At 34.9% G+C, this 26,979-nt stretch carries 28 protein-coding genes; 19 read left to right on the top strand and 9 right to left on the bottom strand.

All coding sequences use genetic code 11. The features are described from left to right. The 13 genes from serS (at position 1) to DFQ05_RS09025 (ending at position 10,079) form a co-directional block, all read left to right on the top strand. A complete protein-coding gene (gene serS, locus DFQ05_RS09085; RefSeq protein WP_132705064.1) occupies positions 1 to 1,272 on the top strand; it encodes a serine--tRNA ligase in 1,272 nt (423 codons plus the stop codon). A gap of 104 nt (positions 1,273 to 1,376) precedes the next feature. Then, entirely contained in the window at positions 1,377 to 3,182 is a 1,806-nt protein-coding gene (locus DFQ05_RS09080; RefSeq protein WP_241974240.1) for a tetratricopeptide repeat protein, read from the top strand. A gap of 106 nt (positions 3,183 to 3,288) precedes the next feature. After that, entirely contained in the window at positions 3,289 to 3,612 is a 324-nt protein-coding gene (locus DFQ05_RS09075) for a DUF4286 family protein (RefSeq protein WP_132705063.1), read from the top strand. A 45-nt stretch (positions 3,613 to 3,657) separates the two neighbouring features. Further along, on the top strand, positions 3,658 to 4,434 hold the full coding sequence (gene rsmA / locus DFQ05_RS09070) for a 16S rRNA (adenine(1518)-N(6)/adenine(1519)-N(6))-dimethyltransferase RsmA (RefSeq protein ID WP_132705062.1): 777 nt from the start codon (positions 3,658 to 3,660) through the stop codon (positions 4,432 to 4,434). Positions 4,435 to 4,477: 43 nt separating this feature from the next. After that, positions 4,478 to 5,827: a magnesium transporter gene (mgtE, locus tag DFQ05_RS09065; RefSeq protein ID WP_132705122.1), complete on the top strand. Its 1,350-nt coding sequence runs from the start codon at positions 4,478 to 4,480 to the stop codon at positions 5,825 to 5,827. Positions 5,828 to 5,854: 27 nt separating this feature from the next. Further along, positions 5,855 to 6,220, top strand: a complete 366-nt coding sequence (locus tag DFQ05_RS09060) for a cupin domain-containing protein (protein WP_132705061.1) — start codon at positions 5,855 to 5,857, stop codon at positions 6,218 to 6,220. An 86-nt stretch (positions 6,221 to 6,306) separates the two neighbouring features. Beyond that, a complete protein-coding gene (locus DFQ05_RS09055; RefSeq protein ID WP_132705060.1) occupies positions 6,307 to 7,245 on the top strand; it encodes a 2-hydroxyacid dehydrogenase in 939 nt (312 codons plus the stop codon). Positions 7,246 to 7,254: 9 nt separating this feature from the next. Continuing rightward, positions 7,255 to 7,665, top strand: coding sequence for a response regulator transcription factor (locus DFQ05_RS09050; protein WP_132705059.1), 411 nt, complete (start codon positions 7,255 to 7,257; stop codon positions 7,663 to 7,665). A gap of 107 nt (positions 7,666 to 7,772) precedes the next feature. Then, positions 7,773 to 8,234, top strand: coding sequence for a DUF4199 domain-containing protein (locus tag DFQ05_RS09045; protein WP_132705058.1), 462 nt, complete (start codon positions 7,773 to 7,775; stop codon positions 8,232 to 8,234). Between the two features lie 17 nt (positions 8,235 to 8,251). Beyond that, positions 8,252 to 8,707 (top strand): DUF1801 domain-containing protein, encoded by a 456-nt coding sequence (locus DFQ05_RS09040; protein WP_132705057.1) that lies wholly within the window; start codon positions 8,252 to 8,254, stop codon positions 8,705 to 8,707. A 7-nt stretch (positions 8,708 to 8,714) separates the two neighbouring features. Beyond that, positions 8,715 to 9,125: a DUF1801 domain-containing protein gene (locus DFQ05_RS09035; protein WP_132705056.1), complete on the top strand. Its 411-nt coding sequence runs from the start codon at positions 8,715 to 8,717 to the stop codon at positions 9,123 to 9,125. After that, positions 9,122 to 9,508 carry a VOC family protein gene (locus tag DFQ05_RS09030; protein WP_132705055.1) on the top strand — a complete coding sequence of 129 codons (387 nt, stop codon included), beginning with the start codon at positions 9,122 to 9,124 and terminating at the stop codon, positions 9,506 to 9,508. Before DFQ05_RS09035 ends, DFQ05_RS09030 begins: the two co-directional genes overlap by 4 nt. Before the next feature lie 61 nt (positions 9,509 to 9,569). Continuing rightward, positions 9,570 to 10,079, top strand: coding sequence for a YtxH domain-containing protein (locus DFQ05_RS09025; protein WP_132705054.1), 510 nt, complete (start codon positions 9,570 to 9,572; stop codon positions 10,077 to 10,079). Between the two features lie 47 nt (positions 10,080 to 10,126). On the opposite strand, the gene DFQ05_RS09020 is transcribed toward DFQ05_RS09025, so the two are convergent. Genes DFQ05_RS09020 through DFQ05_RS09005 form a run of 4 tightly spaced genes read right to left on the bottom strand, consistent with a single transcriptional unit; the run spans position 10,127 to position 14,691 of the window. Then, a complete protein-coding gene (locus tag DFQ05_RS09020; RefSeq protein WP_132705053.1) occupies positions 10,127 to 11,125 on the bottom strand; it encodes a carboxypeptidase-like regulatory domain-containing protein in 999 nt (332 codons plus the stop codon). After that, a complete protein-coding gene (locus DFQ05_RS09015) occupies positions 11,115 to 12,944 on the bottom strand; it encodes a GNAT family N-acyltransferase (protein ID WP_132705052.1) in 1,830 nt (609 codons plus the stop codon). The genes DFQ05_RS09020 and DFQ05_RS09015 overlap by 11 nt, the downstream gene beginning before the upstream one ends. Positions 12,945 to 12,964: 20 nt before the next feature. Beyond that, complete coding sequence (locus DFQ05_RS09010) at positions 12,965 to 14,215, bottom strand: aspartate kinase (RefSeq protein WP_132705051.1); 1,251 nt, start codon at positions 14,213 to 14,215, stop codon at positions 12,965 to 12,967. Continuing rightward, on the bottom strand, positions 14,215 to 14,691 hold the full coding sequence (locus DFQ05_RS09005; protein ID WP_132705050.1) for a GNAT family N-acetyltransferase: 477 nt from the start codon (positions 14,689 to 14,691) through the stop codon (positions 14,215 to 14,217). The genes DFQ05_RS09010 and DFQ05_RS09005 overlap by 1 nt, the downstream gene beginning before the upstream one ends. A gap of 127 nt (positions 14,692 to 14,818) precedes the next feature. Here DFQ05_RS09005 and fbp point away from each other — a divergent pair, with 127 nt between their 5' ends. Beyond that, on the top strand, positions 14,819 to 15,823 hold the full coding sequence (gene fbp, locus DFQ05_RS09000; RefSeq protein WP_132705049.1) for a class 1 fructose-bisphosphatase: 1,005 nt from the start codon (positions 14,819 to 14,821) through the stop codon (positions 15,821 to 15,823). A gap of 60 nt (positions 15,824 to 15,883) precedes the next feature. On the opposite strand, the gene DFQ05_RS08995 is transcribed toward fbp, so the two are convergent. Then, positions 15,884 to 16,315 (bottom strand): tellurite resistance TerB family protein, encoded by a 432-nt coding sequence (locus tag DFQ05_RS08995; RefSeq protein ID WP_073085116.1) that lies wholly within the window; start codon positions 16,313 to 16,315, stop codon positions 15,884 to 15,886. A gap of 105 nt (positions 16,316 to 16,420) precedes the next feature. Between DFQ05_RS08995 and mfd the strand changes: the two genes are divergently transcribed. The 4 genes from mfd to DFQ05_RS08975 are packed head-to-tail and all read left to right on the top strand — an operon-like array spanning position 16,421 to position 22,614. Beyond that, entirely contained in the window at positions 16,421 to 19,762 is a 3,342-nt protein-coding gene (gene mfd / locus DFQ05_RS08990) for a transcription-repair coupling factor (protein ID WP_132705048.1), read from the top strand. After that, on the top strand, positions 19,759 to 20,622 hold the full coding sequence (locus DFQ05_RS08985; protein ID WP_132705047.1) for a DMT family transporter: 864 nt from the start codon (positions 19,759 to 19,761) through the stop codon (positions 20,620 to 20,622). Before mfd ends, DFQ05_RS08985 begins: the two co-directional genes overlap by 4 nt. A 59-nt stretch (positions 20,623 to 20,681) precedes the next feature. Then, entirely contained in the window at positions 20,682 to 21,983 is a 1,302-nt protein-coding gene (locus DFQ05_RS08980; RefSeq protein WP_132705046.1) for a TlpA family protein disulfide reductase, read from the top strand. Positions 21,984 to 22,005: 22 nt separating this feature from the next. Further along, positions 22,006 to 22,614, top strand: a complete 609-nt coding sequence (locus DFQ05_RS08975; protein WP_158281902.1) for a hypothetical protein — start codon at positions 22,006 to 22,008, stop codon at positions 22,612 to 22,614. A gap of 169 nt (positions 22,615 to 22,783) precedes the next feature. On the opposite strand, the gene DFQ05_RS08970 is transcribed toward DFQ05_RS08975, so the two are convergent. Next, entirely contained in the window at positions 22,784 to 23,734 is a 951-nt protein-coding gene (locus DFQ05_RS08970; protein ID WP_132705044.1) for a nicotinic acid mononucleotide adenyltransferase, read from the bottom strand. A 131-nt stretch (positions 23,735 to 23,865) separates the two neighbouring features. Between DFQ05_RS08970 and DFQ05_RS08965 the strand changes: the two genes are divergently transcribed. Then, the gene (locus tag DFQ05_RS08965) at positions 23,866 to 24,867 is read left to right on the top strand and encodes an NAD(P)H-dependent glycerol-3-phosphate dehydrogenase (RefSeq protein ID WP_132705043.1); all 1,002 of its coding nucleotides are present in this window, start codon (positions 23,866 to 23,868) and stop codon (positions 24,865 to 24,867) included. Between the two features lie 32 nt (positions 24,868 to 24,899). Here the strand turns inward: DFQ05_RS08965 and DFQ05_RS08960 are convergent, their stop codons facing one another. The 3 genes from DFQ05_RS08960 to DFQ05_RS08950 all read right to left on the bottom strand — a co-directional run bounded on the left by DFQ05_RS08960 (position 24,900) and on the right by DFQ05_RS08950 (position 26,924). Beyond that, a complete protein-coding gene (locus DFQ05_RS08960; RefSeq protein WP_132705042.1) occupies positions 24,900 to 25,295 on the bottom strand; it encodes a hypothetical protein in 396 nt (131 codons plus the stop codon). 88 nt (positions 25,296 to 25,383) lie between these two features. Beyond that, positions 25,384 to 26,403, bottom strand: coding sequence for a phenylalanine--tRNA ligase subunit alpha (gene pheS / locus DFQ05_RS08955; protein WP_132705041.1), 1,020 nt, complete (start codon positions 26,401 to 26,403; stop codon positions 25,384 to 25,386). A gap of 164 nt (positions 26,404 to 26,567) precedes the next feature. Beyond that, positions 26,568 to 26,924, bottom strand: coding sequence for a hypothetical protein (locus tag DFQ05_RS08950; RefSeq protein WP_132705040.1), 357 nt, complete (start codon positions 26,922 to 26,924; stop codon positions 26,568 to 26,570). Between the last annotated feature and the right edge of the window lie 55 nt (positions 26,925 to 26,979).

Below are 26,979 nucleotides of genomic sequence, written 5' to 3'. Positions count from 1 at the left end.
ATGCTACAAGTTTCGGATATTAGAGAAAATAGCGAAGACATTATTAAGCGTTTAGCCATTAGAAATATTAACGCTAAACCGATAATTAATGATGTTCTAGATTTTGACGAACAACGCCGCCAAATGCAAACGCAATTGGATGCTACAAAAGCCGAGATGAACGCCTTATCCAAGGAGATTGGAAACTTGTTTAAATCTGGCCAAGCTGATAAAGCTAACGCTCTAAAAGTAAAAACTTCGGAACTTAAAGACACTATTAAATCTGTCGAACAAGCTCTAAATGACAAAGCGTTAGCGCTTCAGGATATGTTGTACAAAATCCCAAACGTTCCTAACGTTCTTGTTCCTGAAGGAAATTCTGATGAAGACAATTTAGAAACGCTTCGTGATGGTGAAATACCTCAACTGCACGATGGGGCTTTACCACATTGGGACTTAGCAAAGAAATACGATATCATCGATTTTGAACTTGGAAACAAAATTGCTGGTGCTGGTTTCCCTGTCTATAAAGGTAAAGGTGCGCGATTACAACGCGCTTTAATTGCTTATTTCTTAGACAAAAACACAGATGCAGGATATACCGAATATCAATTACCGCATGTCGTAAATGAGGCTTCTGGAATTGGCACGGGTCAGTTACCAGATAAAGAAGGCCAAATGTATCATATTACCGCTGACGACTTATATCTAATCCCAACTGCAGAAGTTCCTGGAACAAATATTTTTAGAGATGTTATTTTAAACGAGAGCGATTTGCCCATTGGCATAACAGGCTACACGCCATGTTTTAGACGAGAAGCAGGCAGCTATGGCGCTCATGTTAGAGGTCTAAACCGATTGCACCAATTTGATAAGGTTGAAATCATTCGCGTAGAACATCCTTCAAAATCATATGAGGCTTTAGACGGAATGGTAGCGCATGTTCAAGATATCTTAAAAGAATTAGAGTTACCTTATCGTATTCTGCGCCTTTGTGGTGGTGACCTTACTTTTGCTTCTGCGTTGACCTATGATTTCGAAGTTTTTTCGGCGGCACAAGAACGTTGGTTAGAAGTGTCTTCGGTCTCCAATTTCGAGACGTTTCAATCCAACCGATTAAAACTACGATTTAAAAATGCCGATGGAAAGAACGAATTAGCGCATACGCTTAATGGAAGCTCCTTGGCGCTACCAAGAATTCTAGCTAGTATCCTTGAAAATTATCAGACGGAAGCTGGCATCAGGATTCCTGAAGTATTAAAACCATATACGGGTTTTGATATAATTAACTAATCGCATTACCTACATATAAATTAAAAACGCTTTAGATATCTAAGGCGTTTTTTTATGATAGCATTTACAATATCTATAACCACCATTTGTTATATTTACAACTTATGCTAGTAAAAAAACACATAGTCTCTTTTCTACTAATGGCGCTTTGTTCGTTATCCGTCTTTTCGCAGCGCGAAGACCAAAAACAACTAGAGTTAGGCGACAGTTACTTTGACAAAGGCGAATATAATAAGGCACTACTTACTTATAAAAGGCTTTATGATGCAAAGCCTTACTCTTACAATTACTTGTATAAAATGGTAGAAACCTACCAGCAACTCGAAAAGTATAACGAGGCTAACCTTATTTTACAAAAACGTATCGAACGCACTAGAATTCCTATACTTTTAGTAGAATTAGGCTACAACTATCAGTTAATGGATAGCATAAGTAAAGCTGAAGCCTTTTACAACGAAGCCATTGCTTCTATAGACCAAAAACCGACCTATGTTTATGGTGTTGGTCAACGTTTCGAATCGCATTCCTTGTTACCTCAGGCCATAGAAAGTTACAAAAAAGGGCAAGCGCTATTACCCGATAAAAATTTTAGTATACAACTGGCCCGCATTTATGGAGATATGGGAGATGTAAAGAATATGTTCGAAAACTATATCGATTATATCGCCTACAAACCCAATGTTTTAAACAACATTAAAAGAAATCTAAGCCAGTTTATTTCTGAAAATAAAGACACTCAAAATAACAAGGACCTTAGAATTTTACTACTTAAACGCATTCAAAATAATCCTGATGCGCACTGGTATGAGTTATTAAGTTGGCTCTACGTTCAAGAAAAACAATACAACAAGTCTTTTATTCAAGAAAAAGCACTTTACAGACGCAATCCAGAAAGTTTAGAACGCATCATTGACTTAGCCATAACTGCAAGAGATGATAATGATATTGAAACTGCAAAAGATATCTTTAATTACATCGTTGAGACCGCACAAGACCTAGATGTGTTGCTTCTAGCGCATCAATCCTTGTTAGAAATTGAAGCCGAAAATGCTAGAGACAAGGAACTAGAGTCTATAAATAATAAATACTTAAAACTTTTTGAAACTTTCGGAAAAACAGAACTTACGTTATCGTTGCAATTAGCTTACGGACAGTTTTTAGCTTTTAGCTATAATCAACCAGACCAAGCCTCCGAGTTTTTAAAAGCATCCTATAAATTAGACATTTCACCTTACCAAGAAGCTCTAGTAAAACTTAGGCTAGCAGACATTTTGGTGCTCCAAGAAAAATTTAATGAAGCTTTAATATATTATACCCAGATTAAAGCCAATCTTAAAAATAGTACCATTGCTCAAGAAGCAGCCTACAAAATTGCCAAAACAAGTTATTACAAAGGCGATTTTGACTGGGCAGAATCACAACTAAAAGTTCTTAAAGCATCTACATCGCAACTAATAGCAAACGATGCCTTAGATTTAAAACTTTTAATTTCGGATAATAAATACGATGATACCACGCAAACAGCACTAAAGTATTATGCAAAAGCAGATTTACTAGCATTTCAAAATAACACCTCCGAAGCAATAAAATTACTAGATAAGGTGCTCACAGAACACAAAGGAGAAAGTATAACTGACCAAACACTTTTTACCCAAGCTAAATTGTACGAAAAGCAAAATCAGTTTGAAAAAGCCGAAGTAAACTATCAAAAAATTATAGCAGATTATCGCGAAGATATTTTAATCGACGATGCCTATTATTATCTAGCCGAATTATACAACACCGTTTTAGGCAAACCAGAAGAGGCCAAAGCGCTTTACGAGAAAATTATCTTTAATCATGAAGACAGTATTTATTTCGTAGAAGCACGTAAAAAATTCCGAATGCTTCGTGGTGATACGATTAATTAAAGCGTCAAATCTGAAGCTTCAAATTTCAAAAAAAGTAATTTTGCAGGATTAATATTGACTTCTTATTTCCATTTTTGGAATTTAGCGTTTTGCAATTTTTTTAAATATGATAATATACAACGTTACCGTAAACATAGACGAATCCATACATGATGAATGGTTAATCTGGATAAAAGAACACATTCCGCAGGTTCTCGCCACAGGTAAATTTAAAGAAGCTAAGCTTACAAAAGTTTTAGTAGAAGAAGACATGGACGGCGTTACCTATTCTATTCAGTATAGAGCACATTCCCATGAAGCATTAGAAGACTATTACAAAGAAGACGCGGATAGATTAAGACTCGAAGGCTTAAAACGATTTGCAGATAAAATGCTAGCATTTAGAACTGAACTTGAAGTTATTGATGAATACACCGTAAACTTTACCTAAGAAAGTTTACATTGTACCTTTAACTATATCCTTGGCATCATCACTATGAGCGTAAAAGCAAAAAAACACCTAGGTCAGCACTTTTTAAAAGATGAAAACATTGCTAAAAAAATAGCTGATACGCTTTCTTTAAAAGGCTATGATGATGTTTTAGAGATTGGCCCTGGAATGGGCGTCCTTACAAAATATTTATTAGAAAAGTCGATAACCACACATGTTATTGAAATTGACACCGAATCTGTTGAGTATCTTAAAACCAACTATTTAAATTTAGCACCTAGAATTTACGAACAAGACTTTTTGAATTATGACCTAAACACCGTTTTTAGAGGTAAGTCCTTTGCAATAATTGGTAATTTTCCTTACAACATTTCATCACAAATCGTGTTTAAGACTTTAGAAATGCGTGACCAAATTCCAGAGTTTTCAGGAATGTTTCAAAAAGAAGTTGCACAGCGCATTTGTTCTAAAGAAGGTAACAAAGTCTATGGTATTCTTTCTGTTTTAACACAAGCGTTCTATAATGCAGACTATTTATTTACAGTTCCACCAAGTGTTTTCAATCCGCCTCCAAAAGTCGATTCAGGTGTACTGCTATTAACCCGAAAAGATAATTACACATTACCTTGTGACGAGAAGTTATTCTTCAGAGTGGTAAAAACAAGCTTTCAGCAACGCAGAAAAACACTTCGTAACAGTTTAAAAACCTTTAATCTTTCCGATAATTTAAAAGCAAATGCTATATTTGGGCAACGTCCAGAACAATTAAGTGTTTCTCAATTTATTGAATTGACGACTTTGATTGAAAAAGACGAAAATTAAACTAATTACTTTTAACTTCTCAGTGGAAGACACTCAAGAAAATATTCAATTTCAAGTAACTAACGAGCTTTTAGAGAACGTTCAACATCTTATTGCTAATAATGATGATAAACCGCTAAAAACGCTTCTTAGTGAGTTTCACTATGCAGATATCGCAGAGATTTTAGACGAGCTTAATTTTGAAGACGCCATATATATTATCAAACTTCTTGATAGTGAAACCACTTCAGATATTTTAACTGAGCTTGATGAGGATGTCCGCGAAAAAATTCTAGAAAATCTTTCTGCTAAGGAAATCGCTGAGGAAGTTGAAGAATTAGATTCTGACGACGCCGCAGATATCATTGGAGAACTTTCAGAGGAACGCCAAGAAGCCGTTATCTCACAGATAGAAGATGAAGAGCATAAGGCCGAAATCCAAGAGCTTTTAGCGTACGATGAAGACACGGCTGGTGGATTGATGGCCAAAGAACTCGTAAAAGTTTATGGTACGTGGACAGTGGCAGGATGCATACGCCGTATAAGAGGTCAAGCCAAAGATGTAACAAGAGTACATTCTATTTATGTTGTAAATAAAGAAGAAAAGCTTATTGGCAGATTGTCTTTAAAAGACCTTATCACAGCAAAAAGCGAAGAAAAAATAGCAGACATTGCAAAAGACAATGTAGACTATGTAAATGTTAAGGACGATGCGGAGGATGTGGCTAGAGTCATGGCAAAATACGATTTAGAAGCGATTCCAGTTGTGGATGACGACCTCACGTTACTTGGTAGAATTACTATTGATGATATTGTCGATGTCCTTAAAGAAGAAGCAGATAAAGACTATCAATTAGCAGCAGGTATTACACAAGATGTAGACTCGGATGATAGCATTATAGAATTGACTCGTGCACGCTTACCATGGTTATTTTTAGGATTAATTGGTGGAATTGGGGCATTTATCATCATGGAAGGTTTTCAAGAATCTTTTAATCAATATGCTGTCTTATTCTTTTTCACACCACTCATTGCTGCAATGGCAGGGAATGTAGGTGTACAATCTAGCGCAATTATTGTACAAGGTTTAGCTAATGACGATGTTAAAGGAAGTGTTAATAGCAGACTTATAAAAGAGATGTTACTTGCTGCTCTAAACGGTGTTATTTTGGCTATTTTTCTCTTTGTATTTGTGTGGGCTTATAACGGTGAAATGGATAAAGCCTTAGCAATTTCAGTTTCTCTAGTTGCCGTAATTATTATTGCTGGTCTTATTGGGACGTTTGTTCCTTTATTTTTAAACAAGCGCGGTATTGACCCAGCTATTGCCACTGGTCCATTTATAACCACAAGTAACGACATCTTAGGTATTTTACTCTATTTCTGGATTGCTAAATTAATTCTAGGCATTTAATTCTCTTGGCTTTTGTAACTTTATAGTATGAAAGCAATAAACATTAAAGATAAGCACGCTCTTTTTTCTAAACAATGGCATCCACATCGCATTGCCATGGTAGATAATATGCAGGTTATTTTAGCAAAGATTAAAGGCGAATTTGTTTGGCATAGCCATGAGAATGAAGACGAGTTATTTCAGGTTGTAAAAGGCACATTGTATATGCAATTTCGTGATCGCACAGAAGTCGTAAAAGAAGGCGAAATTATTGTGGTACCAAAAGGGGTAGAACATAATCCTTCGACAAAAAATGACGAAGAAGTGCATTTAGTTTTATTTGAAAAACTAGACACCGCACACACCGGAAATGTAAAACACGAAAAGACCCAAACCGAATATCCTAATATCTAAAAATCTGTCATGTCGAGCGGAGTCGAGACATCTCATGATAGGATTTCTAAACCATCACTTTGTTCCTCATGTAATTATGACAACCTATGAAGATTTTACACATAGACAGCAACCACGAACTCCTTATAAATCAACTCAACAATTTAGGGTTTACGAACCATGAAGATTATTCGTCTTCTAAGACAGAAATTGAAGCCAAAATTTCAGATTATGATGGCATTATCATTCGCAGTCGCTTTAGCATAGACCAACAATTTTTAGATGCTGCTAAAAACTTAAAATTCATTGGTCGTGTTGGAGCAGGATTAGAAAACATCGATTGTGAGTATGCAGAAAGTAAAGGAATTTCGCTTTTTAACGCCCCAGAAGGCAACCGAAATGCAGTTGGTGAGCATAGTTTAGCAATGCTGCTTTCATTATTCAATAAACTCAATAAAGCAGACAAAGAAGTACGACAAGGCAAATGGCTTAGAGAAGCAAATCGTGGCATTGAATTAGATGGAAAAACAGTAGGTTTAATTGGTTACGGAAACATGGGAAAAGCCTTTGCTAAAAAGCTCCGTGGTTTTGATGTAGAGGTGTTATGCTACGACATAAAAACTAACGTTGGCGATGCCAATTGTAGACAAGTTTCTCTTGATGAATTACAACAAAAGGTAGATATTTTGAGTCTTCACACGCCACAAACACCGTTAACAATCAACATGGTTGATTCAGCATTTATCAATGGTTTTGGAAAACCGTTTTGGCTCTTAAATACAGCACGTGGAAAAAGTGTAGTAACTTCAGATTTGGTCGAAGCCTTAAAGTCAGGAAAAATACTCGGCGCAGGTTTAGATGTATTGGAATATGAAAAATCTTCTTTTGAAAATCTATTTACCTCAGAACAAATGCCCGAAGCATTTGAATATTTAATTCAGGCAGAAAATGTAATTTTAAGTCCACATGTTGCAGGCTGGACCAAAGAAAGCAAAGAAAAATTAGCACAAACTATTGTAGATAAAATCAAAGAAAAATTTTGCTAATTTTAGAGAATGAAGAAAACCATTCTTGTTTTTGGAATGCTCATTCTTGCATTGCTTCTACTATTTCAATTTAGTAAGTATGCCATTATTTCTGGTGATTTAAAGGTTGAATTGATTGTTGCCGCAATTGCCATTGTGTTTTTCTTTGTTGGTATCTACATTAATAAAAAAAGTTTATCTAAATCGGATACAACTATTGCCAATATAAATAAGGAAAAAATAAAAGAACTAGATATTAGCAATCGTGAATATGAAGTGCTTCAAAAAATAGCTGAAGGTTTATCTAATAAAGAAATTGCAGAGCAATTATTTTTATCAGAAAGTACTATTAAAACTCACGTATCAAGTCTTTTGGTGAAATTAGATGCCAAGCGTCGTACTCAAGCTATTACAAAGGCAAAATCTTTCGAAATTCTTTGATTTAAGGTAGTTTTAGACTAAAGTATAAGAACTTTGGTACTTTAGTATGAGTTAAAAATCTCTGAACAAATATACTTTTGACATATTAAATCTTTAAATCAATTATTATGAAAAATACTGTATTGAAGTTTGGCTCTTATGGACTCATCACCGGATTCGTTATTTTCACTTTACACCTTACCTTAGGTATAAATAACCTTGATTACTCTACTAATGAAATACTAGGTTATATCTCTATTTTTCTATCGCTTTCTTTTATTTTTTTTGGACTAAAACACTATAGAGATAAAATAAATAATGGTGCATTATCTCTAGGAAAAGCATTAGCTATAGGAATCCTAATTTCTTTGATGGTGGGCTTAGGAATAGCTATTGCAGATTATGCTTATACAAAATTTATAGATCCTGATTTTTTTAGTAATTATGAGCAAATGATGAGAGACCAAGATAAAGCAGATGAGATAATAGAAATGACAAGTGCTACAGCTGCAGTTTTTATGTTGGTTTTGGTTACTATTATTGGCTTTATTATATCTTTAGTATCCGGACTCATCCTCCAACGTAAATAACAACTAAATCAAACATCATGCAATACAAAGCAGACTCACCAGAAGACTATATCAGTCAGCTTCCTGACGACCGAAAAGCTGCAGTTACAAAACTGCATAACCTTATTAAAGACAACATGCCGAAAGGTTTAGAAGCTGGTATAGGCTACGGTATGCTAGCTTATTTTGTCCCAAAGTCAATTTATCCAGCTGGCTATCATTGTAAACCTTTTCCGCCTTTACCGTTTATCAACGTAGCCTCACAGAAAAACTTTATTGCATTATACCACTCTGGGCTTTATGCAAAAAAAGAATTATACGATTGGTTTGTCGCAGAATACCCAAAACATGCTAAGAATAAACTAGACATGGGTAAAAGCTGTGTGCGTTTTAAAAAAGTTGAGGATATTCCATACGATTTAATTAAAGAATTGTTAGGAAAAATGACGGTTGAAGAATGGATAGACATCTATGAAGCTGCAATAAAAAAGTAATAGCAAAATGGTGCAGAAAATTCAAGAAAATAATGCTGATGTCCGGTCATTTTTAAGTGAATTTAAAAACGAAGAACGCTATCAAGACTTATTAGATATCATGGCTATTATGTCTGACGTTTCTGGTGAACCTGCTAAGCTTTGGGGTAAACAAATGATTGGTTTTGGTAGCTATAATTACAAAAACAAAACTACGGAAGGCACTTGGTTTTTAACAGGATTTTCTCCTAGAAAAAAAGACATATCACTTTACATTATTGCAGGTTTTGAAAACAACCCCGAATTATTAGAAAAACTGGGAAAACACAAAACAGGAAAATCGTGTTTGTACATTAATCGCTTATCAGATATCGATGTTGATGTTTTAAAAATCCTTATTTCAAAATCTATAACAACTACAAAACAAAAACACTCATGAAAAAGCGCGTTACAGGTATTGGCGGATTATTCTTTAAATCTAAAGACCCCGAAGCCTCTAAAGACTGGTACAGAACCCATTTAGGATTTAATACAGACGATTATGGCTGTACCTTTTGGTGGAAAGACAAACAAGGAAATGATGCATCAACACAATGGAGTCCTTTTAAAGATGATACCACTTATTTTGAGCCCTCAAAAAAAGACTTTATGTTTAACTATCGTGTTGAAGATTTAGAGGCTCTTATAAAAACTTTAAGAGAAGAAGGTGTAACAATTGTTGGTGATATGCAGACATATGAATACGGAAAGTTTGCTTGGATACTTGACAACGAAAACAATAAGATAGAATTATGGGAGCCTGTCGATAAGGCATTTAAATAATTTTACATTGTTTTTTAGTAACTTTAAGAGCTAACTAGTATTAACCAAAACACTAAGAGTTATGTCTGAAGACAATAAAAATTTAAGCGACGACCTTGATGATATGATAGGCGACGTTAAAGAAGGTGCTAAAAAAGCTGGAAAAAAGATTAGTCAAAAAGCTAGTGAATTGGCAGACGATGCTAAAGAATTAAGTAAAGAAGCTAAAGAAAAAGCCTCTGAGTTTGCAAATGAGGCTAAGGAGAAAGCTTCAGAATTTGCAGACGAAGCTAAAGAGGTATTTAGTGACGGTAAAAACGTTGGAATTATCTCTCACATCTACTGGATTGGTTGGATTATTGCTCTAATAATGAACTCCAATAACAAGAGTGAACTTGGATCCTTTTATTTGAGACAAAATTTAGGTTTATTTTTACTAAGCTTCTTGGCTTGGATACCTTTTTTAGGATGGCTGCTTGGTATTGCTATTTTTGTAGCTTGGATTATAAGTTTAATTGGCGCTTTAAGCGGACAAAAGAAACCTACATTTTTACTTGGTAATCAATTTCAAGAATGGTTTAAAGCCTTATAAAATCGATTAATGAAAATAGTTAAGCTCAAGGTAAATCTTGAGCTTTTTTAGTTCTGGGATAAACCATAATCTAGTGGCAATAAATCACCGATTCGCTGTTTACCCATTGCTCCGCCAAATAACACTTGCGGAATTGGCGCATAATTACCATACTTATCAATAAAGAATTCGAGATTCTCAGCGGTCTGTATAACCGACTCTGCTGTGTCTTTATAAAAAATATCTAGCTTTTGTTTAAGGACAACACGTCTTGTTTCATTTTCTAAAATATCGGATAAAACAAAATACTCGTATGGATTTACTTTTAATCCACGAACGCCAAAAACATAACCATCTTCTTCTAGTCTTTCGTAATAGATAGCTCTTATAAAATGCTGTATTGAACCCTCGTAAGCCTTTTTTCTATTCTTAAGGGTTTTCCGATTTTCTTCTTCATCCAAATTTCTGTAAAAAGACGTACCTGTGTATATGACGGATTGAGCATTCCAATTCCCAAGGATAATTTCAAAATCAATAATATCAAAGCTTATTTCGTACTGTAGGCTTCTATTCTTTACCACTACAGGTGTCTTGGACCAAGCACTTAGTGTTCTTGATGACTTGTCATATCTAAATCTTAAGTCTTTTTCGTTTAAAATTTTACACGATTTACCAAATTCAGAATTGCCCAGAAACTCTTTTCTAAACCATCTAAGCTTTTCGGCTCTAGACATACCATCGTCCGCATTAATCACAACCTCATCTAATTCTTCGGTGCTTTCGGCCAACGCAACAACGATGTTAGTTTTGCTCCTGTAATCGGACAGGTAGAACGTATTATATCCTAAAAAAGAAATGACCAAAGTAGATTGTACAGCATTGGTATAATCAATGGAGAATTTACCGTTTTCGTTTGTTGTAGTACCAATTGTTGTATTATCGAAATACACAGATACCATTTCTAGTGGCTCTTTTGTAACAGCATCAACAACTTGTCCTTTTAAGGTTTGGGCATAGGAAATTAAGCAAGAAAAAAACAGTAAAACAGTTGCAATTTTACGTGTCATTATTATCCATAAATTTACGTTCCAATTCTGCTTGAAACTCCTCCATAACAGGTCTTACAGTACTTTCTGGTAAGTCCGCAATTTTAATATACATTAAGCCATCTACGGCATTATTAAACAATGGATCAACGTTAAACGCTACTAATTTTGCATTCTGCTTAATGTATTTTTTTAGTAAAACTGGAAGTCTTAATGCACCTGGTTCTACCTCATCAATAATTTTATCGAATTTATTTAAATCAGCTTCAGTCGCATCAAAAACAAAATCTTTATCTGCATCCTTTAGCTTCACCTTAAATTCTTTTTTAGGATGAACATATTGTGCCACATATGGGTCGTAATAATGCGATTTCATAAACTCAATCATCAAACTTTTAGAAAAGTTAGAAAACTGATTACTAATACTTACGCCACCAATTAAATATTTATGCTCTGGATAGCGCAAAGTGGTATGAACAATACCTTTCCAGAGTAAAAATAAAGGCATTGGCTTTTGCTGATACTCTTTAATGATAAATGCACGACCCATCTCTATGGATTGACTCATCATTTTGTAAAGCTCTGGCTCAAACCTAAATAAATCTTGAAGATAAAACCCATCAATACCATAACGCTCAAAGATTTGTGAACCTAATCCCATTCTGTAAGCTCCAGCGACTAGTTTGGCATCATTGTCCCACAGAAACATGTGGTGATAATACTTATCAAAATTATCTAAATCTATAGATTCGTTAGTGCCTTCTCCTACTTCTCTAAACGTTATCTCCCGTAATCGTCCTAACTCCCGAAGAATATTAGGCATATTATCTGCTGTTGCCAAGAAAACTTCGTAGTTTTTACTTTGTAATAAACGACAATCTTTTTCTCTTAACGTCTCGACCTCTTCTATCATTAATTGTGAGTCTACTGGAGTAACAATCCTTTTGGCTGGTTTTGCCACTTTTAAAGTAGATTGAATATTGTCTAAAATCTTTGGTTTATCCTCAAAAGCACGTGATAACATATAAGTTTTCTGTCTTAAAAAATCTGAAAAATCTTTTAAGCTTTTATGCTCTTTTTGGTCGTTTACCGAAATGGACTTCCCAACTCTTACCTTTATAACACGCCGCTTTTGCGTCAAAAGTTCTGATGGTAATTTAGCAGTCCTCAACGTGTCACTAATCTTAGAAAGCCTATAAAATAATCGGCTGTTTTTTGCATGAAAATAAATGGGTACCACAGGAACTTCTGCTTTCTGAATTAGCTTCATGGCGGCATCCTCCCAAGGTTTATCCACTACAAGTTTACCATCGCGATAGGTTGAAACTTCTCCAGCAGGAAAAACACCCAAAGGATGCCCTTCTCTTAAATGTAAAATTGCATTTTTAAATCCTGTAATACTGCTAGCTGCATCCTTTCGGTCTTCAAAAGGATTTACAGGCATTATATAGGGTTTTAAGGGCTCTATTCGGTGTAATAAAAAGTTAGCAATGATTTTAAAATCGTTTCGCTGCTCTAGCATTAATTTTAAAAGTAAAATACCATCTATACCACCAAGCGGGTGATTAGAAACAGTAATGTATGGGCCTTCTTTTGGCAATCGCTTTAAATCTTCTTCTGGGATTTCAAATTTTATTTGAAAATCATCCAAGAGGCCATCTAAGAACTCCAGTTGATTGAGATGTTTATTTCGGTTATAAATCTTATTGAGCGAAGATATTTTAAGTACTTTCATCAAAATCCAGCCTGCAAATGTGCCTAAAAAACCATATTTATCTGCATTTATAGCTTTTGCAACTTCTTTGGCAGAGACTAATCCTGTATTTGATGATTTACTCATATTAACAAATGTAATATTATTTATTTAGTAACGATTTGCACAGTCTCTTGAGTTAACTGTTTTAATAAAACCGCTTTATCTTTTTCTAATTCAGTAATCGCGTCTTGTGTATAATGCCTAATAGTGTAAAGATTAACATTGTTGTGACATAAAACTTTGAATTTCGCTTTTAGATGTTGCAGTAATTTCTCTAGATTATTATAGGTATCTTCTAGGCATACTGAAAAACTAATTGCCGAATTTTGAATAACATCCACTTTCATTTTATAAAGATGAAGCAGACTAAAGATTTCGCTAATATTTTCTTCTACGATATAGGAAAAATCTAGTGATGATAACGAAATTAAAACTTGATTCTTTTTAACTATAAAGCAGGAAATCTCTGGTTCTAAATTTTTACCCTTACTAACGCACGTCCCTTTTTCTGTTGGGTTTAAAAACGATTTTACATACAACGGAATTTGCTTGCGTTGCAGAGGTTGAAGCGTTTTCGGGTGAATAACCGAAGCACCGTAAAAAGCCAACTCTATAGCTTCTCTATAAGAAATTTGTTTAAGCAACGTGGCATTTTTAAAATAACGCGGGTCTGCATTTAATACACCAGGCACGTCTTTCCAGATAGTAACATTGGTTGCGTTAAGACAATAGGCAAAAATCGCCGCGGTATAATCACTGCCTTCTCTACCTAGTGTGGTGGTAAAATTATTAGTATCACTCCCCAAAAATCCTTGAGTTATGTTTAAAACATTTTGGTTAAAATCTTTGCTAATCAGATATTGCGTTTTCTCCCAATCGACATTTGCTCTGCGATAGTAATTATCTGTTTTAATAAAATTACGAACGTCTAGCCAGTTGTTTTTTAGTCCAATATCATGAAGATAGAAACTAATTATAGTTGTAGATAGAAGCTCGCCATAGCCAACGACTTGGTCGTATATAAAATTGTAATCTGGAGATTTATTGATTTTAAAGAAACTACTTAACTCTGTAAAACACGCTTTCACAGCTCCGAAGACTGGATGCCTTTCGTTCTCAAATAAGTCTATTAAAATTTCGTTATGAAACTTTTTAACGTCTTGTAGAGCACCTTGAAATTCTGATGGATTTTCGAGATAGTTTTTTACAACAATTTCCATAGCATTTGTTGTTTTTCCCATAGCGGAAACCACAACGAGTGTATTGCTGTAACCTACCTCTTGTAGTACATTCGCCACATTTTTAATACCCTTGGAATCTTTAACCGATGCACCACCAAATTTGAATACTTTCATTAAAGTTTAGCTAAATAGTTATCAATAGCAGTCTCATCCATTTGTACAATATCCCAGTCACGCATCACATTAGCGCCCTTTTGTTCGTAGAATTTAATTGCTGGTTCATTCCAATCCAACACATCCCATGAAATACGTTTTACACCCTTTTGCTTGCCGTATTTCACTACTTCATCTAACAACAAGGTACCTAGACCTTTACCTCTAGAGGCTTGAGATACAATTAAATCTTCAAGGTGAATTACCTCTCCTTTCCAAGACGAATATCGTGGATAAATCATAGCAATCCCTTCAATAGTGCCGTCGATTTCCACTACGAAACATACAAATTTAGGCTGTTGTCCAAAACCATCTCTAACAAGCTGTTCTGTAGTTACGATAACAGCGTCGGGTTCTTTTTCAAAAATTGCCAACTCTTTAATAAGTTCTAAAACTCTTGGCATATCATCTTTGGTAGCGCGTCTTGGTTTATTCATTCTGAATACTTAATAGGTTTTCAAATATAACTTAAAAGCACATATTAGTTTAAATAATTTCAATTACGAAAACGTTATAGTTGTAAAAAAAAACGATATTTGTTTCAAATTATTAAAAATCTGCTTCATGTCCCATCGTAACCAAACTCTTGGTGAATTTATTATTGAAAATCAATCTGCTTTCAAATATACTTCAGGAGAACTGTCTCGGCTAATTAACTCCATAAGACTCGCCGCTAAAGTGGTGAATCACGAGGTAAATAAGGCTGGTTTAGTGGACATTATTGGCACTGTTGGAGATACAAATATACAGGGCGAAGATCAGCAAAAACTAGATGTTTACGCCAACGATACCTTTATAAAAACCTTGACCAAACGAAATATTGTATGTGGCATTGCCAGTGAAGAGGAAGACGATTTTATATCTATTAATAGCCAAGACGAAAATCACCAAAACAAATATGTGGTTTTAATAGATCCACTCGATGGTTCGTCTAACATAGATGTTAACGTCTCTGTTGGGACAATTTTTTCTGTATATCGAAGAGTAACTCCTGTAGGAACACCTGTTACTATTGAGGATTTTTTACAAAAAGGCAATCAGCAAGTGGCTGCTGGTTATGTGGTTTATGGGACCTCTACAATGTTAGTTTATACGACTGGACATGGTGTAAATGGCTTTACGTTAAACCCTGCTATTGGTTCTTTCTATTTATCGCATCCAAACATGCAATTTCCTGAAAACGGCAGAATATATTCTGTTAATGAAGGTAATTATATTCATTTTCCAAAGGGTATAAAAGATTATATAAAGTATTGCCAAATGGAAGAAGGCGACAGACCTTACACCTCAAGATATATTGGTTCTCTCGTTTCAGATTTTCATAGAAATATGATTAAAGGTGGTATTTATTTGTACCCTAAAAGTTCTATGAATGCTAAAGGAAAATTACGGTTATTATACGAATGTAATCCAATGGCATTTTTAGCTGAACAAGCAAACGGAAAAGCTAGTGATGGATTTACACGTATCATGGATATTCAACCTTCCGAACTTCATGAGCGTGTGCCTTTTATTTGTGGAAGTAAAAATATGGTAGAAAAAGCTGAAGAATTTATGCGAAACGCATAAAAAAGCGGTGCTTCAAAAATTTCGGCAACCGCTTATTATATTATAATCCGTACTTTATAATTACTGATTCATATTCTTCATTTTTTCAGTAAACTCGTCTAAGTCTACCTCGTAGTGTACCAAAGTTAAGGCCTTATCTGCAATGTACTTTACATTATCTTGGTTAAAACCTAAACCAATACATAACTTCTCTAATAAAGCAACTTGATTAGGTCCTTCGATATGATCAGCCCAAACCATACGTGCTAAATCGTACAAACGCTCTAATCTCTCGTTGTAGGAATGTGGTGCATTTATTGGATGAGATGCATAATCCTTAAGAATCTCTTTATAATCATGCTCGTTAATATCTAGTCGTGTAGCCAATCTGTCTAAAAATGCTTTTTCTGCATCATTGATAATTCCGTCGCTCATGGCAACTCTTACAATCGCTGCAAAATGGTCTTGGTTACGTTTTTGAAATCCGCTCTCGAATAAATCTGAAAATGACATATATCTTTTGTGTTTTTTTAGTCGTCACAAATATAATTCTATTAAAAGATTTTTAAATATATAAAGACTTAAAAATTTTATATTTGCACACTCAAAATAAGGCCATTGAGTAAAACTACAATTACCCAAACCTATGCACAGACTTTGCAAACGCAAAATCTGCAAACTTCTATTGCCCAAACCGAAGGAAAAACGCACTTAAAAGGTCTTGTTGGCTCATCACTTTCTATAGTGATATCTGAAGTTTTTAAAAGTGCTGACAAACCTTTTTTAATTGTTTTTGACGATAAGGAAGAAGCCGCTTATTACCTTAACGATTTAGAACAATTGATTAACGATAAGGATGTGCTTTTCTATCCTGGAAGCTACCGAAGACCCTATCAAATAGAAGAGACAAACAACGCTAATGTTCTACTTCGTGCTGAAGTGTTAAACCGCATAAACTCAAGAAAAAAACCAGCGATAATTGTTACCTATCCAGATGCACTTTTTGAAAAGGTAGTCACCAAAAAGGAGCTTGAAAAAAACACGCTTAAAATTTCAGTAGGCAACGAACTAAGTCCTGATTTTGTCAACGAAGTTTTGTTTGAATACAAATTTAAGCGTGTAGATTTTGTAACCGAACCAGGCGAATTTTCTGTTAGAGGTGGTATTATTGATGTATTCTCGTTTTCGCATGACGAGCCTTACCGTATCGAGTTTTTTGGTGATGAAGTGGACAGCATTAGAACTTTTGATGTAGAAACGCAACTCTCAACAGAGCGCATCAAAAAAGTGAGCATTATACCAAATGTGGGCAATAAGTTTATTGAGGAAAAACGCGAAAGTTTCTTAAAATATATCTCCTCAAAAACTGTGGTATTTTCTAAGAATCCATCTTTATTATTTTCAAGAATTGACAGTTTTTATGAAAAAGCGGTTGAGGCGTTTCATGAGCTTTCTGATGACATCAAGCATACTTCACCAAATGAGCTATTTTGCAACTCGGAATTATTGAAACGTCAGTTTTTAGAATACAATTTAGTTGAGTTTGGGACTTCTGCCATGCTAAGCAATCAGGGTAGTAATGTCATTGAATTCCACACAAAACCTCAACCTTCGTTTAATAAACAATTCAATTTATTAATTGATGATTTAAATGATAATCATAATGAGGGTATAACCAACTATATTGCCTGCGTTAGCGAGCAACAGGCCAAACGCTTTCATGATATTTTTGATGACTCGGATGAAGCCGTTCACTATAAAACGATAGTGCTTTCACTTTACCAAGGATTTCTTGATACAGAACATAACATTGCGGTCTACACAGACCATCAAATTTTTGACCGTTATCACAAATTTCATCTTAAAAATGGCTACGCTAAAAAGCAAGCTATTACGCTTAAAGAACTCACAAATCTCGAAATTGGAGACTATGTAACGCATATAGATCACGGTATCGGAAAGTTTGGCGGCTTGCAAAAAATAGATGTCGAAGGCAAAAAACAAGAAGCCATTAAACTGGTTTATGGCGAACGCGATGTGTTGTATTTAAGCATTCACTCGCTTCATAAAATCACCAAGTTTAATGGTAAAGATGGCAAGCCTCCAAAAGTCTATAAATTAGGAAGTAAAGCCTGGAAAACGCTTAAACAAAAGACCAAATCTCGTGTAAAGGAAATTGCTTTCAATCTTATAAAACTCTATGCAAAACGAAAACTGAGAAAAGGCTTTCAATATGCGCCAGACAGCCATATGCAGCACGAGCTTGAAGCCTCTTTCATATACGAGGACACACCAGACCAGATGAGCTCTACTGCAGATATTAAAGCCGATATGGAGAGCGAAAGGCCTATGGACCGACTCGTATGTGGTGATGTAGGTTTTGGTAAAACCGAAGTAGCCATCAGAGCTGCTTTTAAAGCGGTAGATAATGGCAAACAAGTCGCTGTTTTAGTCCCAACAACTATTTTAGCCTATCAACATTTTAGAACATTTAAAGAGCGTTTAAAAGACTTTCCTGTAACTGTAGATTATGTTAATCGGTTTAGAACGGCGAAACAAAAACGCGAAACTTTAGAAGGACTAGAAAATGGTGCTGTTGACATTATAATTGGCACACATCAACTTGCTAATAAAAATGTAAAGTTTAAAGATTTAGGCTTGCTTATTGTTGACGAAGAACAAAAATTTGGAGTTGCGGTAAAAGAGAAATTAAAGACCATAAAAGAGAATGTAGATGTGCTAACCTTAACGGCTACACCAATCCCAAGAACACTTCAGTTTAGTTTGATGGCCGCACGCGATTTATCCGTAATTACAACACCGCCACCAAATCGTTATCCGATAGAAAGCCATGTGATTCGGTTTAATGAAGAAACAATTCGAGATGCGGTTAGTTACGAAATACAACGTGGCGGACAAGTGTTTTTTATTCATAATCGTATTGAAAACATTAAGGAAGTTGCTGGGATGCTACAACGATTAGTGCCGGATGCAAAAATTGGAATTGGACACGGACAACTCGATGGCAAAAAACTAGAAGAGTTAATGCTTGCCTTTATGAATGGTGATTTTGATGTTCTTGTGAGTACAACCATTGTAGAAAGTGGTTTAGACGTCCCAAATGCCAATACTATTTTTATTAATAACGCCAATAATTTTGGATTAAGTGATTTGCACCAAATGCGCGGTCGTGTTGGTCGAAGTAACAAAAAAGCGTTCTGCTATTTTATTACACCAGAGTATTCTGCAATGACTACAGATGCTCGAAAACGTATTACAGCTTTAGAACAATTTACAGAGTTAGGCAGTGGATTTAATATTGCCATGAAAGATTTAGAAATCCGTGGCGCAGGAGATTTACTAGGTGGTGAACAAAGTGGTTTTATAAACGACATTGGTTTTGACACCTATCAGAAAATCTTAAATGAAGCCATAGAGGAGCTTAAAGAATCTGAATTTGCAGATTTGTATAAAGATGACGGTAAGCCAAAAACTTACGTTAAAGATGTCACCATAGATTCAGATTTTGAATTGCTTTTCCCAGACGACTACGTTAATAGCATTACTGAACGATTAAATCTTTACACCAAACTCAACGAGATAAAAACCGAAGAGGAGTTACAAAAGTTCGAGTCCGAAATTATTGACCGTTTTGGTGAAATGCCAACACCCGTTTTAGATTTATTTGATAGTGTAAGACTGAAGTGGATAGCTACTAAAATGGGCTTAGAAAAACTCATCATGAAAAAAGGGAAGCTAATTGGCTACTTTATCCAAGACCAACAAAGCAAGTTCTATCAGAGCGATAATTTTACCAAAGTGCTGCAATTTGTTCAACAACATCCACAATATTGTAAGATGAAAGAAAAACAAACCCGAAATGGTCTGCGTTTACTTTTAACTTTCGACAATATTAAATCAACATCGCAAGCTTTAGCAGTGCTTTCGAAAATAGAATGAAACAGAACGTCCATATTCAGAATTTACTATGGCTTACTATAGCTACCGTTTTTATTAGTTCTTCGGGAGCATTAGGTAAATTTATAGATATGCCAACACCCGTCATCATTTGGTGGCGTTCTGCTTTAGCGGGTGTTTTCCTATTCATCTTTTGCAAATACAAAGGCTTCTCTTTAAAAATTGAATCTGGTAAAGACCGACGTATTTTTATTATTGCTTCATTTTTTATGGCAGCACATTGGATTACCTATTTCTATGCTCTAAAACTATCTAATGTTGCTATTGGAATGCTAACCCTATTTACATTCCCCGTTATTATTGCACTATTAGAACCGCTATTTTCTAAGCTAAAGTTTGATAGTGTTCATTTATTTTTAGGCATTTTGGTTATTATTGGTGTATATATCCTGGCGCCAGAATTTAATCTTAAAAGTTCGCAACTTCAAGGTGTCTTTTTTGGACTGCTTTCAGCCGTCTGTTATGCTATCCGAATTTTATTGTTAAAAGGTCAGGTTGTAAAATATAATGGAACTGTGCTTATGTTTTATCAAGTGGCAATCATAAGCGTTATTTTAATTCCTGTAGTTTTAATTGGCGACTCCTCAAATATTTCTACTCAGTACCCTTTTGTTATTCTTTTAGCCTTATTAACTACTGCCATTGGACATACCATGTTTGTAAATAGTCTAAAGTATTTTAAGGCAAGTACAGCTAGTATTATTGGGAGTTCGCAGCCTATTTTTGGGATTATCATTGCCTATATTTTTCTAAACGAAATACCAACTTCTAATACCTTTATTGGTGGAAGTCTAATTTTAGCAACTGTAATTATTGAAAGTATTCGATCTAAGAAAAAATAAAATGTTTTAAATTGGCGCAATAGTTGTTGTTTTCTCAACACCTTCAAAATTTAATTTTCATGAAAAAGATATTTTTTGCGTTTTTAATACTGCCCACTTTACTTTTTGCTCAGCACACAGTTAGCGGCACATTTTCTCCCGCATCAGACTACACCTATGCGTTTTTATACGAAGCCACGCCAGAAGGTGCAAACTATGTAAATCGAGCACAACTCGATAGTTTAGGTAATTTTTCTCTAACGCTCGACGCAAATGCAAAACCTGGTATTTACAAAATAGTTTATGCTATTCCTCCAGAGGAAAATAATTTCGATTTGGTTTATAATGGTAAAGAGGATGTTGATTTTAGTTTTAGCCTTGAAGAAGGTGTAAATTTTAATGAGTCGTCCGAAAATAAGCTTTGGAATTCGTACCTCAACAGTATGGACGTCGTTAACCAAACCATAAGTAATTTTTACGCTAAAGGCGGAAAGGACAAAAATGCGTTCTCATCAATTTTTGAAACACTAAAGGACACGCAAAAGCAATACGAGGATTTAGCAGAAGGTAAATTGGTGCAGAAATTTATAAAAGCCAACACACCATACATGCCTTCTGAATATGAAGATTTGGTGACGTATTCTAAAAACTTAAAAGCCAACTTTTTTAGGCATATAGATTTTAATGACAACTTTTTAAGAAGTTCTAGCCTATTAACCGACCGTGTCAGCGGTTTCGTTTTTGGTCTTTCGCCTAATACAGATTTAGACACCTACAAAGCTCATGTAGATATTGTGGCTAATGCCGTAAAGAAAGGCGATAAGGACATACAAGTGCAGCTCTTAGAATTATTATGGCAAGAATTTAAACGTCGTGAAAACCATGATATGGCCAATTATATTTCGGACAACTACTTATTAAGCTTAGCCGCCGAAACCGGAAATCAGATTTTAGAACAGCAATTGGTAAGTTATAAAAACACATCATTGGGTGCTGTTGCGCCAGATTTTGAAATACAAACTGAGCCTTCTCTTAAATTATCCGAGCTAAAAGGAGATAAATACTACGTGCTTATTTTTTGGAGTAGCGGTTGTGGTCATTGTCTTAAAGAACTACCTAAAGTCAACGACTTTATGAAAACCGTCTCTAATACCAAAGTCATTGCCTACGGACTAGAAAACGATGCTGTTAGTTGGTCTGAAGAAATTAAAAAATACCCTGATTTTGTTCATGGTATTGGTTTAGGCAAATGGGAAAACCCTTTAGTACAAACCTTTGCAATTGCGGCAACTCCAACCTATTTTGTTTTAGATGCCAACAAAAAAATTATTGCAAAGCCATATGATATTGAAGGTTTGGAGAAGTTTTTTGGTGAAAAATAATTCAAATCTTCATTTTTATTCTATGAAAAGAATTTTAATATTATTTCTCTTAATAAATACAATTTGCTATTCCCAAACTAAAACTTCAGATGGAATAGAAATAGTTATAAAAAAAGCAAGACTTGTTGATAATATAAGTATTGTTGGAATCAGACAATTGAAAGTTAAAAGCAATGAACTAAGAAAAGTCATGATTAAGACTAAAATAAAATCAAAACCTGATAATAAAGTGAAGCTTAGTGCTTTCTCATTAGTTGATACTATTAACAAGATAAGGTATCGATTAGCAGATTACAAAGGTTATACAGGCTTCGTCGGATTACCAGAACTTATTCCATTCAGAAAAAGTAAGATATATAATAAAAAAGGCAAAGAAATTGATACTGGACCACCTTACGACAGATGGGAGAAAGACTATTTTGATAACTATAATAAAGAAGGATATACCAATTTTGAAGTACCTGTAAATTTTGGCACAAAGGATAATCCTCAATTAAGTATAGTCTATTTCGGCGAAACTGATTATAAAAAATTTACAGCTGAGTTATTCTTTACTGTTTTAGTGAAAAACACAGGCTTGAGTTATGAATTATATTACAAAGACGAAAAAATTTCTGATATAAAATTCTAAAGCTGTATTCAAAACTCTGGGAAAATAAAAACGCCCAGTCAACAGATGTCGACTGAGCGTTTTGAAACTAAATAACCAACCAAAATTTAGCTTCGTGTGTGTTGTTTATTGTCTTTTAAATGTCACACGGAACATCTAGATTAATTTTATTTTCGATTTATCTTTATTATTAGATGTTTCGTGTATTTGTTCTTGGGTTATCTTTCTTAACCGTTTTTTGTTTACGTTTTTTAAGCGTATTTTCTTGTTGTACCATTCGGCCTTGAGCATTTTCTGTTCTTAAGAACTCAATGTAACCACGACCTCTAAATTCGTAAACTGTACCCGATGCTGCATGTAGCAACTCTATAGTACCATCATCAATAACGCTAAGATTGAAGAATTCATTGCTGAAAAAGTCATAATCTAGTGTTAAAGTTTTATCGTACAATGTCCCTGGTACATCGTTAACGTTATACACACCTGTGTAATCCCAAAAAATGTTATTTGGGTTAGTGATATTTACATCTTGTGAGCTTCTAAATTCCGAATCGTTACCCGCAGCCAAAAACTGTAAGTAGTTCTCGTTATCAAACTCATTTAGAGCACCAAACTCGCTTGTAAATGTTTTTTCCCAAGCTTCATATTCTTGTAAGAAATAGTGAATGTTATCATAGAATACAAAATCATAATCGAAATTTGCTCTTTGGTAACCATCTAAAAAGTAAGAGGTATCTGTAAACGGATTGTATAATTCAATCGTGTTATTATCTATTTGAAATACATCGAAAGAGTCGTATCCGTCTAAATCATGGTCTACATCTAACTGCATCCCTATAGTATCGTAATACCCAATTGGTATGCCATAGCCGTTACCTTGACTTCCTATACCCACCAAATTATTATTTGCCCATAACACACCGTTTCTAAACGATACCGTAAAAGCTATTTGTAAAAAAGGAACTTCTCCAAAACCTTGCGTTGCATTTACATCTACATACCATAAATCGTATGAATTTAACAACTGATTTAAAGATATTGGTTGTGGATTATTATCAACAATAACCACATCATCCACAACACAAGATGTTAATAGTGTTGCACTTAGTACAAATCCGAAAAGTAGTTTTAATGTCTTCATAATTCCACGTTTTAAAAATTTATACTTAAAGAATTTCAAAACGCGTGCCAAACTCAGAATCCTAGTAATCACGTAGGTTTTAAAGCCGTTTTATTTTTGTATTTTTGGTAAACATTGAAGTAAAAACCCTTATGAACGAAACTACAAAATATGCCGTTTTTGGCTCTGGAAGTTGGGCAACTGCTATTGTAAAAATGCTTTGCGAAAACCTTGACCAAGTAGGATGGTACATGCGAAGCGTTTACACCAAAGAACATATTTTAAAAGAACAACACAACCCTAGTTATCTAAGTTCGGTTGAGTTTCATACCGAGCAATTAAAACTCAGTAACGATATTAACGAAATCGCTGATTGGGCAGATGTATTGATTTTTGTAATTCCGTCGGCGTTTATTCATGCCGAACTACAAAAACTTACGGTAGATATTACCGATAAAGTTGTAGTTTCTGCCGTAAAAGGTATTCTTCCAGAAAGCGGATTGTTAGTAGGCGAGCATTTTCATGACCATTACAACATTCCCTTTGAGCATATTGGCGTTATTGCTGGGCCATGCCATGCAGAAGAGGTTGCTCTAGAACGCTTGTCTTATCTCACAATTTCTTGTGCAGACCCTGTAAAAGCACAAGCTATTGCCAATGTTTTAGCTAGCGATTATATAAAAACAAAAATCAGCGACGACATTATTGGTACTGAATACGCCGTAATGCTAAAGAATATTTACGCCATTGCTGCTGGAATTGCACATGGTCTGGGTTATGGAGATAACTTTCAGAGTGTATTGATGAGTAACGCCATCCGCGAGATGAAACGCTTTATTAAAAAGATGCACAAAATGAAACGTAACATCAATAACTCAGCTTATTTGGGTGATTTATTAGTAACAGGCTACTCCGTTTTTTCGCGTAATCGTATGTTTGGTAACATGATTGGAAAAGGCTACACCGTAAAATCTGCACAGATGGAAATGAATATGGTAGCCGAAGGTTATTACGCTGCTAAAAGTGCCTATTTATTGAATGAGAAGAATATGAAAAAAACGCGTTTACCAATAATAAAAGCCGTTTACGAGATTCTTTATGAAAACAAAAATCCTAAGAAAGTATTTAATAAATTAACGGAGAAATTAGATTAGATTAGATTAGATTAGTCCTTAACTAATAGGTTCTATTTTACCAAAACGCCTTTCAGTTGCATTAAAGGTAATTTTTGAAGCGCCTTTGTATTAATAGTGTTTTTTCTAAAGGTATATGATTTGTCAAACATTTGATTGCCCTCAAAAAAAGTTACTTTAAATACATTGTTAAGCTCCAAAACTTTGTCTTGTAAATATTCAACCTTTGCAAAACTTCTTGCTGGCAATTTTGAAATTGTATGACGCATAGGTGGCGTCATTTTGTTATCATTATAACCTTGAGAAACAATAAGTACAGTTTCTAAATCTTTATCAGTATTATTTATGATATAGGCATTCCAATCTAGAGTTTTATATTCTAAATGTTGCTCTTGCACAACAGCAATGTATACATCTTTTACTTCTGGTATTTTGATGTCTTTTTTCAAAAGAATGTAGAGGTCGCTTCGAGTGCCTCAGCGACCAAATTAATTACTTATTGGTGTCTGAGGCTCCCGAAGACACCACTATTATTATTTATAAAGCTGACTTAAACTGCTCCAAGAAACGCACATCGTTTTCACTTAATAAACGAATATCACTAATTTGGTGTAGTAATAAGGCAATACGGTCTATTCCCATTCCAAAAGCAAATCCTGAATATTCTTTAGAATCAATTCCGCAATTATCCAAAACGTTTGGGTCTACCATTCCGCAGCCCATAATCTCTAACCAACCTGTACCTTTGGTCATTTTGTAATCGGTTTCGGTTTCTAAACCCCAATAGACATCTACCTCAGCACTTGGTTCAGTAAACGGAAAGTACGATGGACGTAATCTAATTTTAGATTTCCCAAACATCTCCGTTGTAAAGTATTGTAGCGTTTGTTTTAAATCAGCAAAGCTTACATCTTTATCTATATATAAACCTTCTACTTGGTGAAAAAAACAGTGCGAACGTGCCGAAATAGCTTCGTTACGATACACACGGCCTGGAGAAATTGTACGAATTGGCGGTTTGTTTTCTTCCATATAACGCACCTGCACAGAACTGGTGTGCGTACGCAATAAAATATCTGGATCTGTTTGTATAAAAAACGTATCCTGCATATCTCGCGCAGGATGATATTCTGGTAAGTTCAGTGCTGTAAAGTTATGCCAATCGTCCTCGATTTCAGGGCCTTCACTTACATTAAATCCAATACGCGAAAAGATATCTATAATCTGATTTTTTACAATAGAAATAGGGTGGCGTGCTCCCAATGCAATTGGCTCACCCGGACGTGATAAGTCACCATAAAGTCCGTTGTCTTCCTCTAGGCTTTCTAACGCTTCTTTTAAAGCATTTACCTTATCTTCAGCTGTTTTCTTAAGCTGGTTTATAGTTTGCCCAAACTCTTTCTTCTGCTCGTTTGCTACATTTTTAAACTCTGCAAAGTACTCTTTAAGTAAGCCTTTTGAGCCTAAATATTTAATACGAAACTGCTCAACCTCTTCTTTAGATTGTGCTGTAAATGCTTCGGCTTCTGCAATGAGTTCTTTTAACTTATCTATCATTTATGCTGAATTTAGTTCAGTATCTTTCTAATGAGACCGCAAATTTAATCAATTTATCGAGATTTGCGTTAGGGATTGAGCCATTGTTGGAGCTCTCCCGACGCTGCCGTCGGGAAGCGACTGGCGAATGCCCGACCGCGCAATAAGCGTGTAACGCCCAAAAATTAATTTATATACTCGGTTTCTACAAAATAGTTGACAATGGCTTCTTTCATCAACACACTTTGCTCTCCAGCCTTAAGATGAGGGAGTTGTGCTTTTACTTTATAATGTGGCCAACCATCATTATCTACAAAATCGAACTCATAGAATCCATAAGGCTCTAAAAGCTTACAAATGGCAATGTGCATTAAATCTAACTTGTGGTCTTTTTTATACTCGCGGTGTATTTGCCCAAGCTCTTGAACGCCTATTAGGTATATAATAGCGTCTAGGTCTAAAGTATCGCCATCGGCAAATTGATTGGATAGTTTTTCTACTACCAAATCCCATCGCTCTTTTAACTGTTCGTCTCTTGCCATACTTTACTTTACTATAATTACGTTATAGAATTGGCAAAGTTAATCTATATTTGAA

It is taken from the genome of Winogradskyella wandonensis, assembly GCF_004346845.1.
Lineage (GTDB): Bacteria > Bacteroidota > Bacteroidia > Flavobacteriales > Flavobacteriaceae > Winogradskyella > Winogradskyella wandonensis.
Note: the sequence above shows the minus strand (reverse complement) of the source record. Positions and strands in the feature narration are given on the sequence as shown.

Coding starts and splice junctions, on each gene's coding strand:
- serS (WP_132705064.1), top strand. CDS start 1: ATGCTACAAGTTTCGGATATTAGAGAAAATAGCGAAGACATTATTAAG.
- DFQ05_RS09080 (WP_241974240.1), top strand. CDS start 1,377: ATGCTAGTAAAAAAACACATAGTCTCTTTTCTACTAATGGCGCTTTGT.
- DFQ05_RS09075 (WP_132705063.1), top strand. CDS start 3,289: ATGATAATATACAACGTTACCGTAAACATAGACGAATCCATACATGAT.
- rsmA (WP_132705062.1), top strand. CDS start 3,658: ATGAGCGTAAAAGCAAAAAAACACCTAGGTCAGCACTTTTTAAAAGAT.
- DFQ05_RS09060 (WP_132705061.1), top strand. CDS start 5,855: ATGAAAGCAATAAACATTAAAGATAAGCACGCTCTTTTTTCTAAACAA.
- DFQ05_RS09055 (WP_132705060.1), top strand. CDS start 6,307: ATGAAGATTTTACACATAGACAGCAACCACGAACTCCTTATAAATCAA.
- DFQ05_RS09050 (WP_132705059.1), top strand. CDS start 7,255: ATGAAGAAAACCATTCTTGTTTTTGGAATGCTCATTCTTGCATTGCTT.
- DFQ05_RS09045 (WP_132705058.1), top strand. CDS start 7,773: ATGAAAAATACTGTATTGAAGTTTGGCTCTTATGGACTCATCACCGGA.
- DFQ05_RS09040 (WP_132705057.1), top strand. CDS start 8,252: ATGCAATACAAAGCAGACTCACCAGAAGACTATATCAGTCAGCTTCCT.
- DFQ05_RS09035 (WP_132705056.1), top strand. CDS start 8,715: ATGGTGCAGAAAATTCAAGAAAATAATGCTGATGTCCGGTCATTTTTA.
- DFQ05_RS09030 (WP_132705055.1), top strand. CDS start 9,122: ATGAAAAAGCGCGTTACAGGTATTGGCGGATTATTCTTTAAATCTAAA.
- DFQ05_RS09025 (WP_132705054.1), top strand. CDS start 9,570: ATGTCTGAAGACAATAAAAATTTAAGCGACGACCTTGATGATATGATA.
- DFQ05_RS09020 (WP_132705053.1), bottom strand. CDS start 11,125: ATGACACGTAAAATTGCAACTGTTTTACTGTTTTTTTCTTGCTTAATT.
- DFQ05_RS09015 (WP_132705052.1), bottom strand. CDS start 12,944: ATGAGTAAATCATCAAATACAGGATTAGTCTCTGCCAAAGAAGTTGCA.
- DFQ05_RS09010 (WP_132705051.1), bottom strand. CDS start 14,215: ATGAAAGTATTCAAATTTGGTGGTGCATCGGTTAAAGATTCCAAGGGT.
- DFQ05_RS09005 (WP_132705050.1), bottom strand. CDS start 14,691: ATGAATAAACCAAGACGCGCTACCAAAGATGATATGCCAAGAGTTTTA.
- fbp (WP_132705049.1), top strand. CDS start 14,819: ATGTCCCATCGTAACCAAACTCTTGGTGAATTTATTATTGAAAATCAA.
- DFQ05_RS08995 (WP_073085116.1), bottom strand. CDS start 16,315: ATGTCATTTTCAGATTTATTCGAGAGCGGATTTCAAAAACGTAACCAA.
- DFQ05_RS08985 (WP_132705047.1), top strand. CDS start 19,759: ATGAAACAGAACGTCCATATTCAGAATTTACTATGGCTTACTATAGCT.
- DFQ05_RS08980 (WP_132705046.1), top strand. CDS start 20,682: ATGAAAAAGATATTTTTTGCGTTTTTAATACTGCCCACTTTACTTTTT.
- DFQ05_RS08975 (WP_158281902.1), top strand. CDS start 22,006: ATGAAAAGAATTTTAATATTATTTCTCTTAATAAATACAATTTGCTAT.
- DFQ05_RS08970 (WP_132705044.1), bottom strand. CDS start 23,734: ATGAAGACATTAAAACTACTTTTCGGATTTGTACTAAGTGCAACACTA.
- DFQ05_RS08965 (WP_132705043.1), top strand. CDS start 23,866: ATGAACGAAACTACAAAATATGCCGTTTTTGGCTCTGGAAGTTGGGCA.
- pheS (WP_132705041.1), bottom strand. CDS start 26,403: ATGATAGATAAGTTAAAAGAACTCATTGCAGAAGCCGAAGCATTTACA.
- DFQ05_RS08950 (WP_132705040.1), bottom strand. CDS start 26,924: ATGGCAAGAGACGAACAGTTAAAAGAGCGATGGGATTTGGTAGTAGAA.